This window comes from Acidovorax sp. 94, assembly GCF_003634645.1.
Classification (GTDB): Bacteria; Pseudomonadota; Gammaproteobacteria; order Burkholderiales; family Burkholderiaceae_C; genus Acidovorax; species Acidovorax facilis.
Genome location: NZ_RBJA01000001.1, coordinates 5067094 through 5084424 on the forward strand (window position 1 = coordinate 5067094; position 17331 = coordinate 5084424).

Sequence of the window (17331 nt, forward strand, 5' to 3'; positions counted from 1 at the left end):
CTGTCAAGCGCTGGCAGCTATCATTTTGATTGCAAAAATCGCTGCAATTCCAGGGCCACGCGCTCGGGATGCTCGTGCACTATCCAGTGCGAGGCTTTCTCCACCTGCCGCAGCTGCAGCTGCGGCACCCAGCCCGGCAGGCCGTCGAGCAGGCCGGGCAGCAGGGCCGGGTCGTCCATGCCCCACAGGACCAGCGTGGGCACCGTCACCGTCAACATGGATTCGGGCAGGGTGATGGCCTGCGCGCCCGGGTCACCATCGCGGGGTGGGCGCAGGGGGCTGGCGCGGTAGTAGTTGCAGGCACCCGTCAGGCCCTGCTGCCACAGCGCGCGGTACTGGGCGCGCACGCTCTCGGTCAGCCACGTGGGTGCGCTGCCGTCTGGGGCGTTGAAAAATGCGAACAGGCGGCGAAAGTCGTCCTCGGCCAGCAGGGCCTCGGCATCAGGCCTGCACAGGAAGTGCATGTACTGGCTGCCCGCCTGCTGCGCAGTGTTGTGTGCCAGCTCCCGCACAAAGGCGCCAGGGTGGGGGGAGTTGATGATGGCCAGCCGCTTCATGAGCTGCGGCTGCTGGTTGGCCAGGTTCCAGGCCACGGCGCCACCCCAGTCGTGCGCCACCAGGCATTCCAGCGCGCCGCCGGGGCATTCGTGGGCAATCAGCGCCATCAGGTCCTGCACCAGATGCTTGGCACGGTAGGCATCCACTTCGGCGGGGCTGCTGGAGGGGCCAAACCCGCGCAGGTAGGGCGCCACGCAGTGGTAGCCACCGTTTTCGGGGCGGGAAAAGTGCAGCAGCAGCTCATCCCAGATGAAGGCGCCCTCGGGGAAGCCGTGCAAAAACAGCAGCACTGGGCGGCCCGCCACGCCGCTTACGCGGCAGTGCAGGGTGGTTCCGTGGGGCAGGGGAGCGGAGACGGTCTGGATCATGGCGCTATGCATTTAATAGCTGGTAGCGCTTGATGGATAAGCGCTAGGGCCTAATTTGACTGAATATCCTCAGAATCACCGAGCTCTGGGGGCTCAACGGCGGGGGCAGGGGCTGCGTCGCCCGAGGCTTGCACCGGGTGCGCCCACTGCCACAGCAGCTGTGCCACCTCGTCCACGCCTTGTTTCTTGAGGGCCGAGAACATCATCACCTCTCCGCCGGCCGCGTTCAGTCGCGTAATCGACAGGATCTTGGCTTGCTCCGAGCGTGTGAGCTTGTCCGCCTTGGTCAGCACGATCAGGAATTTCAGGCCTTCTTCGACCCGTGGTCGCAGCACTTCAAGCAAGGCCTCGTCCAGCTCGGTCAATCCGAGCCGGGGGTCACACAGCAAGACGATGCCGGTGAGCCCAGGGCGGCTCACCAGGTAATTGACCATTACCTGCTGCCAACGCACCTTGTCGGACCGCGACACCTTGGCGTAGCCGTAGCCGGGCAGATCCGCCAGCACCGCATCGGTCGCGCCGTGCTTGCCCAGCGAGAAAAGGTTGATGTGCTGTGTGCGCCCGGGCCGTTTGGAGGCGAAGGCCAGCTGCTTTTGCTGCGTGAGCGTGTTGATGCAGGTGGATTTGCCCGCGTTGGAGCGGCCCACAAAAGCGATCTCGGGCACATGGATGGGCGGCAGGTGGTGCAGCTGGGCGGCAGTGGTCAGGAACCTGGCGGTGTGCATCCAGCCCATGGCGATCTTGGCGTCGGGAGCGGGCGGAAGGGAGCCAGCAACTGGCGCGGTGGAAGAGGTCGTCATGGAATATTGGGAGGCTTGGGAGCCTCATTGTAGAATCGCGAGGTTTTGCGCACATAAACACAGACCCTCGATATGAAGTTGCTCGCCTCTTTGCTGACGGCTGCCGCACTGGCAGCACCTGTTTTTTCGGCCTATGCGGCGGGCGATGCCCCCAAAGCGGCCAAGCCGGATCTCGTCAAAGGCGAGGCCAGCTACACCGCAGTGTGTGCTGCCTGCCACGGCGCCGATGGCAATTCGGCCATTGCGGCCAACCCCAAGCTGTCGCAGCAACACCCCGAATACCTGGTCAAGCAGTTGCAGGAATTCAAGTCCGGCAAGCGCAACAACGCCATCATGAAGGGTTTCGCCACCGCGCTGTCGGACGAGGACATGAAGAACATTTCGTACTGGGTGGCTTCCAAGGCGGCCAAACCCGGTTTCGCCAAGGACAAGAACCTGGTCTCCCTGGGGGAGCGCATCTACCGTGGCGGCATCGCCGACCGCCAGATCGCTGCCTGCGCTGGCTGCCACAGCCCCAATGGCGCAGGCATCCCTGCCCAGTACCCCCGCCTGTCGGGTCAGCACGCTGACTACACCGTGGCCCAGCTCAACACCTTCCGCGATGGCTCGCGTGCCAACAGCACCCAGATGACGCAGGTGGCGGCCAAGCTGAACGACAAGGAAATCAAGGCCGTGGCGGACTACATCGCTGGCCTGCGCTGATTGACTTGATTTTCGTCAATCTTGTGGCCCGCTAGACCGGGTTGCACGGAACCTACCGCCAATAACAATCCCAAAACGGGCGGGCCCATCGCACAGATGGTCCCGCCCTTTTTCTTTCCTTCTCTCGCGCCTCCTCGCCGTCTCCTTTCTTTTTCATCCATGTCCGATAACACCCAAGGCCTTCGCATCCAGTCTGGTTCCCAGGCCTGGCGCGCCGGGATCGAGCTGCTGTCCTCTATGCGGTTCGCGATCTCGCTGCTGACGGTGATCTGCATTGCCTCGGTGATCGGCACGGTGCTCAAGCAGCACGAGCCGGCGGTCAACTACGTCAACCAGTTCGGTCCTTTCTGGGCGGAGTTGTTTGGCGCCATCCAGCTCAATGCGGTCTACAGCGCCTGGTGGTTCTTGCTGATCCTGGCGTTTCTGGTGATCAGCACATCGCTGTGCATCGCCCGCAATACACCCAAGATCCTCATCGACCTCAAGGTCTACAAGGAAAACATCCGCGAACAAAGCCTGAAGGCTTTTCACCACAAGGCCGAGGCAACGCTTAGCGGCTCTGCCGAGGTCGAGGCGCGCCGCATTGGCACCCTGCTGGCCGGTGGCGGATGGAAGGTGCGCCTGCAGCAGCGCGACACCACCTCTGGCCCCGGCACTGGCTGGATGGTGGCGGCCAAGGCGGGTGCTGCCAACAAGCTGGGCTACATCGCCGCGCACAGCGCCATCGTGCTGGTGTGTGTGGGCGGTCTGCTGGACGGAGATCTCATCGTGCGCGCCCAGATGTTGCTGGGGGGCAAGACACCGTACCAGGGCGGCGGCCTGATTGCCGATGTGAAGCCCGAGCACCGGCTTTCCGAGCGCAACCCCACCTTTCGGGGCAACCTGCTGGTGGCTGAGGGCACACAGTCGAGTACAGCCATCCTGAATCAGTCCGACGGCGTGCTGCTGCAGGACCTGCCGTTTGCCATCGAGCTCAAGAAGTTCATCGTGGAGCACTACTCCACCGGCATGCCCAAGCTGTTTGCCAGCGAGATCATCATCCACGACAAGGCCACGGGCGAGAAGACGCCCGCGCGTGTGGAGGTGAACCACCCGGCCAGCTACAAAGGCATCGAGATCTACCAGTCGAGTTTTGACGACGGCGGCTCGCACCTCAAGCTGCGCGGCGTGCCCATGGTGGCAGGCGCCAAGCCCATTGAGGTCGAAGGAGTGGTCGGCAATTCCACCCAGCTGACCAACAACGGTGGCGGCCCGGGCAGCGAGACGCTGACGCTGGAGTTCACAGCACTGCGTACCATCAATGTCGAGAACTTCGGGGGTGCAGGCCCCGGTGGCAGTGGTGTGGATGTGCGCAAGGTGGACCTGCGCGAGTCGGTGGAATCCCGCCTGGGCGCTGCCAACAAGACCGTCACCAAAAAAGAACTGCGCAACGTGGGCCCGAGCGTGAGTTACAAGCTTCGGGACGCAGCGGGCCAGGCGCGTGAGTTCCACAACTACATGCTGCCTGTGGACACGGGCGACGGCGTGCCGGTGTTTCTGCTGGGCGTGCGCGAAACCCCTGCAGAGCCATTCCGGTACCTGCGGGTGCCAGCCGATGACAAGGGCAGCATGGACGGCTTCGTTCGCATGAAGGCCACCCTGGCCGACCCCTCAGCGCGCGAGCAGGCCGTGCGCCGCTATGTGGCGCAGGCGATCGACACCTCGCGCCCGGATCTGGCCGAGCAGCTGCAGCAGTCTGCACTGCGGGCCTTGGCCCTGTTCGCGGGCCAGGGCATGGTCGATGGCAAGCCCACTGGTGGCCTGCAGGCTGTGTCCGACTTCATGGAGGCCAACGTGCCCGAGGCCGAGCGCGCGCGGGCGGGTGAGGTGCTGGTGCGCATTTTGAACGGCACGCTGTTCGAGGTGGCGCAGTTGTCGCGCCAGCGTGCGGGCCTGCCGCCGCTTCCGCAGGACGATCAGACGCAGGGTTTCATGACGCAGGCCGTGCTCTCGCTCAGTGACGCGCAGATCTACCCCGCACCGCTGGCGTTTGAACTCAAGGACTTCACCCAGGTACAGGCCAGTGTTTTCCAGGTGGCGCGAGCCCCTGGCAAGAATGTTGTCTATCTGGGATGTGCCTTGCTGATCCTGGGCGTTTTTGCCATGCTCTACGTGCGCGAACGGCGCGTCTGGGTCTGGGTGGCGCCACAGGACGGGCGTACCCACGCCACCATGGCCCTGTCCACCAACCGCAAGACCATGGACGGCGACCAGGAGTTTGTCCAGCTCGCACAAAAACTGATCGGGGCATCGCCCCGCGAAGGCACCGCATGAATACCGCGACTTCTTCCTCCACGGCCACCACGATCACCCTGAACGAGGGTTTTTTTGCCCGCCGCAACTGGTTCGACTGGCTGTTTGCCGCCATCGTGGCCGTGGGCGGGCTGTATGCGTTGCAGCGCTACGGCGCCTTCATGGACGTCTACGAGAAAGGTATTTTGCTGGGTGCCATTCCGTGCACGATCTGGCTGGGCTGGTTCTGGCGCCCCTTGCGCGCGCTGATGCTGATCGTGGCTGCGGTGGCGCTGTTGGCCATCGGCCTGTACCAGCAAGACGGTGCGGGTAGTCTGGCGCGGGCCGATACGGTGTTCGGCCTCAAGTATTTCCTGTCGAGCCAGTCCGCCATCCTGTGGATGAGCATGCTGTTTTTCATCAGCACGGCGTTTTACTGGGTGGGCATGTTCTCGCGCGGCGAGGGCCGCACCATGAGCATGCTGGGCTCGCGCATCGCCTGGGTGGCCGTTGCCATGGCGCTCATCGGCACGCTGGTGCGTTGGTACGAGAGCTACCTCATCGGCCCAGACATCGGGCACATCCCGGTGAGCAATCTGTACGAAGTGTTCGTGCTGTTCTGCTGGATGACGGCGGCGTTCTACCTGTATTACGAACAGCAATACGACACGCGCGCGTTGGGCGGCTTTGTGATGCTGGTGGTCAGTGCCGCCGTGGGCTTCCTGCTCTGGTACACCGTGGTGCGCGAGGCGCACGAGATCCAACCCCTGGTGCCCGCTCTCAAAAGCTGGTGGATGAAGCTGCATGTGCCCGCCAACTTCATCGGCTACGGCACGTTTGCGCTGGCCGCCATGGTGGCCTTTGCCTACCTGATCAAGCAGCAGGCCACTGAAACGCGCTGGTACAAGCTGGCGCCGCTCTGGCTGCTGGGCGTGGTGCTGTGTTTCGAACCCATCGTGTTCCGCCAGGGCGCGACCGAGAACGGTGGCAGCTACTGGATGGTGTACTTCGGCATTTCGGCTTTCATCGTGGCTGGCATCCTGCTGGGCCGCAAGCGCATCGCGGCGCGCCTCCCCTCGTTTGAGATCCTGGACGACGTGATGTACAAGTCCATCGCCGTGGGCTTTGCGTTCTTCACCATTGCTACCGTGCTCGGCGCGCTGTGGGCGGCCGAGGCCTGGGGCGGCTACTGGAGCTGGGACCCGAAGGAAACCTGGGCGCTGATTGTCTGGCTCAACTACGCCGCCTGGCTGCACATGCGACTGATGAAGGGGCTGCGCGGCACCGTGTCGGCCTGGTGGGCGCTGGTGGGCCTGGCGGTGACCACGTTCGCGTTTCTGGGGGTGAACATGTTCCTGAGCGGTTTGCACAGCTACGGCACGCTGTGATGGGGTGAGGGCTCAGTCGGGCATCGGGGTGGGGCCGACAACTATTGCGTCTTCGGTGTAACCTGCGCGGTCTAGGGAACGAACTAACAGTTGTGCTGCTCTACTGCTGCAGCTGTTTCCACCAGACCATGACCGGAGCCTCTCCATGCTGATCCCTTCGCGCGATTCGGGTTTCAACCACCCCCACTCCTCCGAAATCACACCCCGCGCGGTCTACGAAGACCGGCGCCAGATGCTCAAGCTCATGGCGGGCGGCGCTGCAGGTGCCGCGATGGCGGCCTGGGCAGGCCGCGAGGCGCTGGCGCAGCAGGCGCAGGTGGTGCGGCCCAACAAGCTGGCTGCGCTGGCGGGTGCCAAGTCCACCGTGGCGGGTGCGGTCACGATGGAAAAGCTCACTGACTACAAAGACGCGAGCACCTACAACAACTTCTACGAATTCGGCACCGACAAGGCCGACCCCGCGCGCAACGCCCACACACTCAAGACCACGCCCTGGACGGTGGAAGTGGAAGGCCTGGTCAAGAAGCCGGGTAAATACGGCATCGAAGACCTGATCAAGCTCAGCGCGCAGGAGGAGCGCATCTACCGCCTGCGCTGCGTGGAAGGCTGGTCCATGGTCATCCCCTGGGTGGGTTATTCGCTGGCCGAACTGATCAAGCGCGTGGAGCCCCAGGGCAGCGCCAAGTATGTGGAATTTGTGACGCTGGCCGACAAGGCAACCATGCCTTTTGTCGGATCGCGCGTGCTCGACTGGCCCTATGTGGAAGGCCTGCGCATGGACGAGGCAATGAACCCTCTCACACTGCTGGCTTTTGGCATGTATGGCGAAGTGCTGCCCAACCAGAACGGGGCGCCTGTTCGCCTGGTGGTGCCGTGGAAGTACGGCTTCAAGAGCGCCAAAAGCATTGTCAAGATTCGCTTTGTCGAGAAAGAACCCGGCACGGCATGGAACAAGGCGGCCAAGCAGGAATACGGCTTTTACTCAAACGTGAACCCTGAGGTGGACCACCCTCGCTGGAGCCAGGCCACCGAGCGACGCATTGGCGAAGATGGCCTGTTTGCCAAAAAGCGCAAGACGCTCATGTTCAACGGCTATGAAGCCCAGGTGGGGCAGCTGTACGCGGGCATGGACCTCAAGAAGTTCTACTGATCTTCATTCGCCTTTTTTCTCCGCTTGACGTGTAGGTAAAGCGGCAGAAGAGGGGCGCGGATCACCATGCGCAAACTCTTCCTCCATTCTGCCGCCAAGCCCGTGGTCTTCGCACTGTGCCTGCTTCCGTTGGCGTGGCTGGTCTACGCTGCGGCGGCCAATCAGCTGGGCGCCAATCCGGCCGAGGCCCTGATCCGCGCCACGGGTGACTGGACGCTGCGCGCGCTCTGTCTGGTGCTGGCCGTTACGCCGCTGCGCGTGGTGACTTCCACGCCCCAGCTTGCGCGCTTTCGGCGCATGCTGGGCCTGTTCGTGTTTTTCTACGGCCTGCTGCACCTGCTGAGCTACGCCTGGTTCGACATGGGTTTTGATGGGACCGACATCGTGCGCGACATCATCAAGCGGCCGTTCATCCTGGTCGGGTCTCTGGCGCTGCTGGTGCTCACGCTGCTTGCCGCCACATCGTTCAACCGCGCGATCAAGGCATTGGGCGCAAAGCGCTGGCAGGCGCTGCACCGCAGCGTATACGCAGTTGCGGGCCTGGCCATCCTGCACTTCTTCTGGATGCGCGCTGGCAAGAATGATTTTGGCGAGGTGGCGGTGTATGCGGCGGTTTTGTCAGCTTTGCTGGGCTGGCGGCTGTGGCACTGGCTGCGCAAGCGCCGGCCGACCCAGGGTACGGCGGGGGCCAAGGCATCCCAAGCCGCCCGCACGTCGTAGCGCTGTGCTTGTAGAATTATTTGCTATATAAATAATAGCTTCTAGCGCTTGATGGTAAAGCGCCAGAAGCAAATTTAGCCTGAAATTCCAAGACCTGTGGCTACCGCGCCGGTGCCGCGCGCATCTGCCGGGTCACAGGATCGATGTAACCGGTGGGAATCTGGTAGGCCCGATCGTCAAACAGGTCGATGCCACACATGAGGTTCTCGATCCAGCTGAAGAAATCGCTGATCGCCTGCTTGCCCATGATGGGCGCGCCATGCTGTGGCACCAGCATGGCGATATCCAGTTGCCGTGCCATGCGGACCCACAGCCGCAGGATCTTGTTGGACACCATATAGCGGCGGTGAAATCCCTCCATGCGCGGGATGTGGGCCTTGAGGTCGGTCACTGGCACACGAGCCTCGGAGCCCGACATCATCGACACCCCCAGGTCGCCGGTGAACAGGATGCGGCTGACCGGGTCGTAGAAGTGAAAGTTGCCCTCGGAGTGCATGAAGTGCGCAGGCAGCAGCACCAGTTCATGGCGGCCCAGGGGCAGATGCCCCCCACTGTCGGGCACACCGATGACGCGATTTTCCGTCTTGCCTACCTTGGTGAAGTGGGGCGCAAAACGTTCCCAAACGCGTGAGATCACCAGGTCGGCCTTGGTGCTGGTCATCCAGCGATCCAGCGAGGCAATGATGTCTGGGTCTGCATGCGAAGCGATCAGGTACGACAGCTTGTGCGGTGGGAAGTGCTTGGTCATCCCCATGAACAGCTCGTTGAAGGCCAGGTTGCCACCGGGGTCGATGATGGCGCCGGTGTCGTCGTCCACGATCAGAAACTGGTTGGCCTGAACGGCCTGACCGTCTTCTTCGATGAGGTCGGTGAACATCAGACAAGCATGGTTCTTGTCGCGGTAGAGTTCGAGGGCCATGGCCATCCTGCGGTGCAATAAAGCACGAACTGTACGATTGACCCTCTGAGGCGTCCTTGATAGAAATCAAGTGCCTTGGTGGTATTGGTGGCCAGAACCGTTGTCCCGGTCCTTCTGCCGCTTTTCAGCGCGGCGCTGACGCTGCACCTGCGGGGGGCTGCGCAGGACTGGCGGTACCGACGCCGGGGGTCAAGGTCTGGGGCAGGGTCGCACGCTGCGCAGCTGCCGGACTGCTGGGCAAATACAGGGGGCCCCGTTGACCGCAACCTGCAAGGGCTGCCGCACTGGCAGCAAGGACAAGCGTCCTGACTAGAATTTGGGAAGCTTTCAACATGCGCAAATTGTAATGACCGACCTCGAATTCATGGACCACGCCGAAAAACTGCTGCTTGCCGTCGAGCGCAGCTGCGATCGCATCAACGATGCGACCGATGCCGATGTGGACGCCCAGCGCTCCGGGGGCATGGTGACATTGACGTTCCCCAACCGCAGCCAGATCGTGATCAATCTGCAAAAACCTCTGCACGAGGTGTGGATGGCCGCGCGGTCCGGTGGTTACCACTACCGGTTTGACGGCCAAGCCTGGCAGGACACCAAAGGAGCAGGCGAGTTCTTTGAGTGCCTGAGCCGCGACGCAGCCGCCCAAGCGGGTTTGCCACTGCAGTTTTCAGCGTGAGCCACCCTCCCGGGTGGCGCACGTCTCTCAGGTAGATGGAAGAGCGTCCGCAACGCCATCAGTTGCGGAACAGGTCCAGGATGCGGTTCCGCTCTTCGGTGGGCGGTGGCGCTTGTGGAGCCACAGCAGGTGATGCGGATCGGTCATCGAGACCCACACTTGGAATGCCGCTGTTGCGCGCGTACTCGTCGTAGAACCATTCCCCACCGACATTGACCACGCCAGCGGGCACTGTGGGCTCCATGACGGGAACACCCTTGAGTGCACGCTCCATGAAATTGATCCATACCGGCAGGCTGAGGCCTCCCCCTGTTTCGCGGCTTCCCAGGTTACGCGGCGTGTCGTAGCCAATCCAGGTCACTGCAGCGATCGTGGGCTGGTATCCGGCAAACCATGCGTCCACAGAATCGTTGGTGGTCCCGGTTTTTCCGTAGAGGTCTGGCCGCTTCAGAGTTGCTTGCGCCCGCGCTGCGGTACCGGAGCGCGTGACCTCTTGCAGCAAGCTGTTCATCACGAAGGCGTTGCGGGCATCAATGGCGCGCGGTTGTTCGCTGGTGACCGGCGGAGTCGTTTCAGAGATGACGCGACCCTTGTGGTCGGTGACCTTGGTGATCAGCCAGGGGTTCACGCGGTATCCGCCGTTGGCAAAGACGGAATAGGCCGTAGCCATTTGCAGGGGTGTGACGGAGCCCGCGCCCAACGCCATGGTGAGGTAGGCCGGGTGCTTTTCAGCATCGAAGCCAAAGCGGGATACCCACTCCTGCGCGGTCTTCGGCCCGACGGCCTGCAAGATGCGGATCGAGATCATGTTCTTGGACTTGGCCAGTCCCGTGCGCATGCTCATGGGACCGTCGTACTTGCCATCGTAGTTCTTGGGCTCCCATGGTTGGCCACCGGTCACCCCTGCATCAAAGAACAGAGGGGCGTCGTTGATGACCGTTGCGGGCGTGAACCCTTTCTCCAGTGCCGCTGAGTAGATGAAGGGTTTGAAGCTCGACCCGGGTTGGCGCCATGCCTGTGCGGCGTGGTTGAACTTGTTCTTGTCGAAATCAAATCCGCCGACCAGCGCCCGGATGGCTCCAGTGCGCGGGTCCAGTGCCACCAGGGCGCCTTCGACTTCGGGAAGCTGTGTAATTTCCCAGGCGTTCTTGGGTGTTTTCACCACCCGGATCACTGCTCCACGGCGGATCTTGATGTTGGGCGCGGCCTTGTCACTCAGGCCGGACTGTGCGGGCTTCAGTCCATCGCCGGTGATTTCCAGTGTGTCGCCGTTCGCGCGGGCCGCAACGATCTTGCGCGGCGAGGCCTCCAGAACCACGGCAGAAAGGACGTCGCCGTTGTCCGGGTGGTTGGCCAGCGCGTCGTCAATGGCGTCTTCCACCTCCTGGGCCGCCGTCGGCAACACCACGAACTTTTCCGGGCCGCGGTACTGCTGGCGTCGTTCGTAGTCCATGATGCCCCGGCGCAGCGCCGCATACGCAGCCTCTTGTTCCGCAGCGTTAAGTGTCGTGTAGACGTTGAGCCCGCGTGTGTAGGCCTCGTTGCCATACTGCGTGAAGATCAGCTGGCGCGCCATCTCGGCCACGTACTCTGCATGAATCCGGGTACTGTCCGGGCCGGTACGGATCTTGAGTTCTTCTTTCTTGGCATCTGTCGCCTGCTCGGCGGTGATGAAGCCGTTTTCCTCCATGCGCTCAATGATGTAAAGCTGCCTGGAGCGAGCCCGCTTGGGGTTGCTGATGGGGTTGTACGCAGAGGGCGCTTTGGGCAGACCCGCAAGCATGGCCGCCTCAGCCACGGACACTGATTTCAGGGGCTTGCCAAAATAGGCTTCTGACGCCGCAGCAAATCCATAGGCACGATTGCCCAAATAAATCTGATTCATGTAAATCTCAAGAATCTGATCTTTGGTCAGTAAATGCTCGAGTTTGAATGTCAGTAAGATTTCGTAAATTTTGCGTGTAAATGTTTTCTCTGAAGAGAGGTAAACATTCCTTGCCACCTGCATTGTGATAGTCGAGGCGCCCTGGCTTTTTACCCGGCCAAGATTAGCCAAGGCTGCGCGAATTACGCCTTTGTAGTCAACGCCGCCATGCTGGAAGAAGCGGGCATCTTCGATGGCCAATACCGCGTCCTTCATGACTTTGGGGATTTCACCAATGGGGGTGAGATTGCGGCGCTCCTCGCCGAATTCGCCCAGCAAAGCGCCTTCGGCAGAGTAAACGCGCAAAGGCAACTTGGGGCGATAGTCAGCGAGATCAGAGATGTCCGGCAGGTTCGGATAGGCCACCGCCAGCGCCACTGCAATGGTCAGAGCCAATCCCACGGCGGCCGCAGTCGCCAGGCCCACCATCCAAAGCGTGGCGCGCACCAGCCAACGGAGCCAGGTGGGACGGGTGGGAGCGGAAGGAGAGTCCTGCTTGTCAGAGGACTTCGATGAAGAGGGCGGCATATCGCTCCGGAGGGGTAAGACGGCCCATTATAAAAATGTCCGCTGCACCCCACTGAAAATCACAATCCCGGCCCGTGCCCGTCTGCCCAAAGGTGCGTCATCGTTGCCAAACGGTGTTGCAAGGGCGGCTAAATTCGTCTGCTTTTGGCAACGCTCCGCAAGTGTTACGCGGGGAAAAATCTTTGCTGGAGAACTATCTTACTGATAGCATTCATGTGAAGTGTTAAGTTTTGTTGCCTCATTTTGGCAAGTTACAGGGGACCAATCTTGAGCTCAATGGGGTCTTTGTTCAGTCGCCAGTCTCCGCCGCTGCTGGGAATCGACATCAGTTCCTCCAGTGTCAAACTGGTGGAGCTTGGGCGCGATAAGGCAGGCGGCTTGGTTCTGGAGCGTTGCGCGATCGAACCGCTGGAGCGTGGCTGGATCACGGATGGCAACATCGAAAAATTCGACGAGGTTGCGGACGCACTGCGCCGCTTGGTCAAAAAAAGTGGAACGCGCACGAAGAACGTCGCTTTGGCACTGCCGCCATCGGCCGTCATCACCAAGAAGATCACGCTGCCAGGGGGCATGACAGAACAAGAGCTTGAGGTTCAAGTCGAGTCGGAGGCCAATCAGTACATTCCTTTCTCGCTCGACGAAGTGAGTTTGGACTTCTGCGTCATCGGCCCCAGCAAAAATGCGCCGGGAGACGTCGATGTTCTCATTGCTGCATCTCGACGAGAGAAGGTCCAAGACCGCCAGGGTTTGGCAGAGGCCGCGGGCCTCAAGCCGGTGGTGGTGGACATTGAATCCCATGCCTCCCGATTGGCTGCGGGGCGTCTCATTGAGGCCTTGCCCAAGAAAGGCGTCGACGCAATGGTTGCGCTTTTTGAGGTGGGAGCACTTACCACCAGCATGCAGGTTATCCGCAACGAAGAAGTTCTTTATGACCGAGACCAAGCTTTTGGAGGAGCGCAGCTGACCCAATTGATCGTCCGTCAATACGGTTTCTCAGTGGAAGAGGCGGAAAGTAAAAAGCGAAATGGCGACCTCCCAGAAGACTACCAAGCGGCTGTGCTGCGGCCGTTTGTAGACAGCATGGCCCAGGAGATCGGCCGAGCTTTGCAGTTTTTCTTCACCAGTACACCCCATAACCGTGTTGATCACATCATGCTTGCGGGTGGCTCCGCGCCACTGCCAGGCCTGACAGAGGCTGTTACCCAGCAGACCGGCTTTGCGTGCAGCGCAGTCAATCCTTTTGATGGTATGGAAATCGGAAGTTCCGTTCGTTTGAAAAAAATGGTGCGTGAGGCGCCGTCCTATCTGACCTCGTGCGGTCTGGCCATGCGGAGGTTCCTGCAGTGATTCTGATCAATTTACTTCCGCACCGGGAAGCTGCGCGCAAACGTCGGAAGGAAGCCTTTCAGGCGACGATGTTTGCATCATTTCTGATTGGCCTGGCAATCGCTGGGGCAGTGTATTGGTGGTTTCAAATGATGATCACCGCCCAGCAAGAGCGAAACGCTTTTCTTCAAAGTGAAATTAAGGTCCTTGAAGAACAAATCAAGGAAATTGCCACCATAGAAGACGAAATTGCGGCTTTGCGGGCTAGGCAGAAGGCTGTGGAAGATCTTCAGTCAGATCGAAATCTCCCTGTTCACTTGCTCAATGAGCTTGTGCGTCAGATACCAGAAGGCGCGTATGTGACAAGCATTAAGCAAACTGAACAAGTAATCGCTATGCAGGGGGTTGCCCAATCTAACGAGCGTGTTTCTGAGATGCTTCGGAATTTGACTGATAACACTCCTTGGCTGTCAAAGCCGGAGTTGGTAGAAATTGTGGCGAGCAATATTGCTTTGTCGTCCAGAGACCAGCGTCGAGTTTCCACGTTCAATTTGCGGTTCCGGCTGATGCGTACCGGTGAAGCGCAAAAGGCCAAAGACTCGGCTAGCGCCGCGATTGGGAAATAAACATGGCAAAAAAATCAAAAAAAGATATTGATTTCTCTGCCTTGAAGGAGAGTATTTCCCGACAGTTTCGGAATCTAGATCCCAAAGATCCCTCTTTGTGGCCAGTGGCTCCGAAAATTCTGGTATGTCTTTTTATTTCCATTGCGGTGGCTGTTGTTCTCTGGTTTGCCAAGATCAATGAGTATGAAGTCGAACTTGAAACCGAGATCGCTACAGAGCAAACCTTACGCCAAGACTATCAAGCGAAATTGATTAAAGCGGTGAGTTTGGAGGCTTTAAAGCGTCAACGAGAACAGGTCCAACAATACGTGATTCAGCTGGAAAAGCAACTGCCAAGCAAGGCCGAGATGGCTGCGTTGCTCTCCGACATCAATCAGGCTGGGCTTGGTAGAAGTTTGCAGTTTGATTTGTTCCGGCCAGGGCAAGTGGTTGTTAAAGAGTACTATGCTGAGCTACCTATTCAAGTTCGTGTAACTGGAAAATACCACGACATGGGATCGTTTGCATCTGATATTGCACATCTGTCGCGAATTGTTACTTTGAACGATATTTCCATTGCTCCACTAGGGAAAGAAAAAGATGGGGCAGCGTTGACTATGGAGGCTACAGCCCGTACGTTTAGATACCTTGATCCTGAGGAGATTCAGGCTCAAAAGCAGGTGGCGAAAGGCGAAAAAAAATGACGTCACATAGACTGATTCTATTAATAGTGATTGCTCTTGGTTTACCCGGTTGTGGTTCTTCGGGAGATGATGAATTGCGTCAGTGGATGTCGGAGCTGCGGGCAACAACCAAACCTAAAGTTACCCCTTTGACTGAGCCCAAGCAATTTTTACCTCAAACCTATGCAATGGATTCAGGGGTCGAGCCATTCAACTCGATAAAGCTCACACAGGCGTTGAGACGAGAGTCTACCCAGTCTGCCTCTAATGCCGCTTTAATCGCCCCAGAAATGGCCAGACGAAAGGAACCTCTGGAGGCTTATCCGCTGGATGTAATGGCAATGGTAGGTAGTCTTGATAAAAAGGGTGCGCCGACTGCACTATTAAAAGTTGATAATTTACTTTATCAAGTGCGAGTTGGGAATTATATTGGTCAAAACTACGGGCGAATAACGAAAATTACTGAGAATTCGATTCAGTTGCGCGAAATTGCTCAAGATGCGACTGGTGATTGGATTGAACGTGCGGCCTCCCTCGATCTGCAAGAGGACAAAAAATGAAATACCTGAAAATTTATCCATCAAAGTTTTGTCAAATTGCAGCGGGATTCACATTTGCTGTATTGATGCCCATTGGTGTGTTTGCACAGGTTGTGGTCCAATCTGTAGTAGGGAGTGTGCAAAACGGTGTAGACGTGGTTCGTATTGATTTTTCTGAACCGCTAAAATCTGTGCCCACAGGATTTTCCATCCAATCGCCTCCTCGCATTGCCTTAGACTTTCCTGATGCATCCAATGCGACTGGAAAAAATATTTTTGAAGTGAATCAGGGCAACGTTAAGTCAGTCAATGTGGTGCAGGCCGGTGACCGGTCCCGAGTTGTCTTGAATCTTAAGCAATCCACTTCGTACCAGGCTGAAATTCAAGGGAAATCACTCCTGATTTCTTTGGGGACGGTGCAGTCTGCTAATTCAGCAACTCAGGCGGTGTCGGCTCCAGTGTTTGCTGATCCTGCTAATTCTGATGTTCAGACACTGAAAGATGTTGACTTTAGACGAGGCGCGGATGGCTCTGGGCGTGTGGTGGTGATGTTGCCCTCAAGCCAAGTGGGCGTTGATATTCGTCAACAGGGAAAAGGTTTGGTGGTTGATTTTCTAAAATCTTCATTGCCGGAAGGACTGCGTCGGCGTTTGGATGTGGGTGATTTTGGCACGCCAGTGCAAGCTATTACCACCGTTCAGCAAGGTGAGCGGGTTCGCATGACCATCGATCCTGTTGGTGATTGGGAGCACAGCGCGTACCAAAGTGATAGCCAATTCGTGGTTGAAATCCGGCAGAAGAAGGTCGACCTGAATAAGTTAACACAAGGCCCTGGATATAGCGGGGAGAAGTTATCGTTGAATTTTCAGAATATTGAGGTTCGGTCACTTTTGCAAGTCATTGCTGATTTTACCAATTTCAATATTGTGACCTCGGATACCGTCACTGGTTCGCTGACATTGCGTCTCAAAGATGTGCCTTGGGACCAAGCGCTTCAAATCATAATGGAGGCCAAAGGCTTGGGGATGCGAAAATCTGGCACTGTGTTGTGGATTGCACCTAAAGATGAAATTGATGACAGGACGAAGAAAGACTACGAGGCTGCGTTAGCTATTCAAAAGCTGGAGCCGCTTCGAACGCAAGCGTTCCAAATGAATTATGCAAAAGCGGTTGATATGGTTGCTCAACTGACGGCCACGAGCGGTGGTGCATCTGGGGCTACCTCAAATAGATTCCTGTCGGAGCGAGGCAGCGCTATTGCAGAACCTAGAACCAATCAGCTTTTTGTGACTGACACTGCAAGTAAACTGGAAGAAGTGCGTCAGTTGCTTTCGACCCTAGATGTCGCTGTTCGGCAAGTGATGATTGAAGCGAGAATTGTTGAGGCATCTGATACTTTCGGGCGCTCTTTGGGCGTTCGATTGGGTGGGACGGACTTGCGTGCTAATCGTGGTGGTACTGGGGGGTATAACATCGGCGGTGGGAATAGCATGGCGTTCGGCACTAGTTATAACAATGCGGTAGCTTCGTCTGGCGCTGGTGGAGCCACTAACACTTCGGGTACCTTTGTTAACCTTCCTGCGAGCGCTCAAGGTGGATTCGATCCGGCTAGTTTTGCCATATCAATCTTTAACTCAGCCGCCAACCGATTCTTGAATCTTGAAATATCTGCGATGGAAGCAGACGGCAAAGGTAAGATTGTGTCCAGCCCCCGTGTTGTGACAGCCGATCAAACCAAAGCATCTATCGAGCAAGGAACCGAGTTTCCATATCCCGTAACGGCTCCAAACGGCGGAACGGTTATCGCGTTTAAGAAAGCAGTTTTGAAACTAGAGGTGCTGCCCCAAATAACACCAGAGGGTAATATCATTTTGGATCTTGATGTAAACAAAGATAGTCCAGGTGAAATTCTTCAGAATGTGCGAGCTATTAATACTAAGCATATTAAAACCCAGGTGCTGGTTGAAAATGGCGGCACGGTCGTAATTGGTGGAATTTTTGAATTGTTCGAGGATGATGCTGAGGCAAAGGTGCCATTTTTGGGTGACATTCCCGGTGTTGGTAATTTGTTTAAAACAAAAACCAAGCAAGCCAATAAGCAAGAAATGTTGATTTTCATTACCCCGAAGGTTCTCACTGAGCGTGCTGCGGTTCGCTAATTTTTATATTGAATG

Annotated in this window: 16 protein-coding genes; 11 read left to right on the plus strand and 5 right to left on the minus strand. The window is 58.2% G+C overall.

What is annotated here, in order from left to right; all coding sequences use genetic code 11:
* Positions 1–20: 20 nt before the first annotated feature.
* Both C8C94_RS23280 and yihA read right to left on the minus strand, forming a co-directional pair.
* Positions 21–926 carry an alpha/beta fold hydrolase gene (locus C8C94_RS23280; protein ID WP_121422408.1) on the minus strand — a complete coding sequence of 302 codons (906 nt, stop codon included), beginning with the start codon at positions 924–926 and terminating at the stop codon, positions 21–23.
* 50 nt (positions 927–976) lie between these two features.
* A complete protein-coding gene (gene yihA, locus C8C94_RS23285) occupies positions 977–1726 on the minus strand; it encodes a ribosome biogenesis GTP-binding protein YihA/YsxC (RefSeq protein ID WP_121422409.1) in 750 nt (249 codons plus the stop codon).
* Positions 1727–1798: 72 nt separating this feature from the next.
* Between yihA and C8C94_RS23290 the strand changes: the two genes are divergently transcribed.
* The 5 genes from C8C94_RS23290 (at position 1799) to C8C94_RS23310 (ending at position 7957) form a co-directional block, all read left to right on the plus strand.
* Positions 1799–2428, plus strand: a complete 630-nt coding sequence (locus C8C94_RS23290) for a cytochrome c (RefSeq protein WP_055399289.1) — start codon at positions 1799–1801, stop codon at positions 2426–2428.
* Between the two features lie 159 nt (positions 2429–2587).
* A complete protein-coding gene (locus C8C94_RS23295; protein WP_121422410.1) occupies positions 2588–4741 on the plus strand; it encodes a cytochrome c biogenesis protein ResB in 2154 nt (717 codons plus the stop codon).
* Positions 4738–6087: a c-type cytochrome biogenesis protein CcsB gene (ccsB, locus tag C8C94_RS23300; RefSeq protein ID WP_121422411.1), complete on the plus strand. Its 1350-nt coding sequence runs from the start codon at positions 4738–4740 to the stop codon at positions 6085–6087. Before C8C94_RS23295 ends, ccsB begins: the two co-directional genes overlap by 4 nt.
* A gap of 145 nt (positions 6088–6232) precedes the next feature.
* Positions 6233–7237 (plus strand): protein-methionine-sulfoxide reductase catalytic subunit MsrP, encoded by a 1005-nt coding sequence (gene msrP / locus C8C94_RS23305; RefSeq protein WP_055399284.1) that lies wholly within the window; start codon positions 6233–6235, stop codon positions 7235–7237.
* A 66-nt stretch (positions 7238–7303) separates the two neighbouring features.
* A complete protein-coding gene (locus C8C94_RS23310) occupies positions 7304–7957 on the plus strand; it encodes a sulfite oxidase heme-binding subunit YedZ (protein ID WP_121422412.1) in 654 nt (217 codons plus the stop codon).
* A 100-nt stretch (positions 7958–8057) separates the two neighbouring features.
* Here the strand turns inward: C8C94_RS23310 and C8C94_RS23315 are convergent, their stop codons facing one another.
* The gene (locus C8C94_RS23315) at positions 8058–8876 is read right to left on the minus strand and encodes an MBL fold metallo-hydrolase (protein ID WP_121423047.1); all 819 of its coding nucleotides are present in this window, start codon (positions 8874–8876) and stop codon (positions 8058–8060) included.
* A 124-nt stretch (positions 8877–9000) separates the two neighbouring features.
* Positions 9001–9210: a lipoprotein gene (locus C8C94_RS23320; protein ID WP_121422413.1), complete on the minus strand. Its 210-nt coding sequence runs from the start codon at positions 9208–9210 to the stop codon at positions 9001–9003.
* 12 nt (positions 9211–9222) lie between these two features.
* On the opposite strand from C8C94_RS23320, the gene cyaY reads away from it, so the two are divergent.
* Complete coding sequence (gene cyaY / locus C8C94_RS23325) at positions 9223–9552, plus strand: iron donor protein CyaY (RefSeq protein ID WP_121422414.1); 330 nt, start codon at positions 9223–9225, stop codon at positions 9550–9552.
* Positions 9553–9610: 58 nt separating this feature from the next.
* On the opposite strand, the gene C8C94_RS23330 is transcribed toward cyaY, so the two are convergent.
* Positions 9611–12004 carry a penicillin-binding protein 1A gene (locus tag C8C94_RS23330; RefSeq protein WP_055399278.1) on the minus strand — a complete coding sequence of 798 codons (2394 nt, stop codon included), beginning with the start codon at positions 12002–12004 and terminating at the stop codon, positions 9611–9613.
* Between the two features lie 267 nt (positions 12005–12271).
* Here C8C94_RS23330 and C8C94_RS23335 point away from each other — a divergent pair, with 267 nt between their 5' ends.
* Genes C8C94_RS23335 through pilQ form a run of 5 tightly spaced genes read left to right on the plus strand, consistent with a single transcriptional unit; the run spans position 12272 to position 17316 of the window.
* Positions 12272–13351: a pilus assembly protein PilM gene (locus tag C8C94_RS23335; protein WP_121422415.1), complete on the plus strand. Its 1080-nt coding sequence runs from the start codon at positions 12272–12274 to the stop codon at positions 13349–13351.
* Complete coding sequence (locus tag C8C94_RS23340; RefSeq protein ID WP_121422416.1) at positions 13348–13956, plus strand: PilN domain-containing protein; 609 nt, start codon at positions 13348–13350, stop codon at positions 13954–13956. Before C8C94_RS23335 ends, C8C94_RS23340 begins: the two co-directional genes overlap by 4 nt.
* A gap of 2 nt (positions 13957–13958) precedes the next feature.
* Entirely contained in the window at positions 13959–14639 is a 681-nt protein-coding gene (locus C8C94_RS23345; RefSeq protein ID WP_121422417.1) for a type 4a pilus biogenesis protein PilO, read from the plus strand.
* Positions 14636–15178: a pilus assembly protein PilP gene (locus tag C8C94_RS23350; protein ID WP_121422418.1), complete on the plus strand. Its 543-nt coding sequence runs from the start codon at positions 14636–14638 to the stop codon at positions 15176–15178. Before C8C94_RS23345 ends, C8C94_RS23350 begins: the two co-directional genes overlap by 4 nt.
* Positions 15175–17316: a type IV pilus secretin PilQ gene (pilQ, locus tag C8C94_RS23355; protein ID WP_121422419.1), complete on the plus strand. Its 2142-nt coding sequence runs from the start codon at positions 15175–15177 to the stop codon at positions 17314–17316. Before C8C94_RS23350 ends, pilQ begins: the two co-directional genes overlap by 4 nt.
* Positions 17317–17331 lie beyond the last annotated feature (15 nt).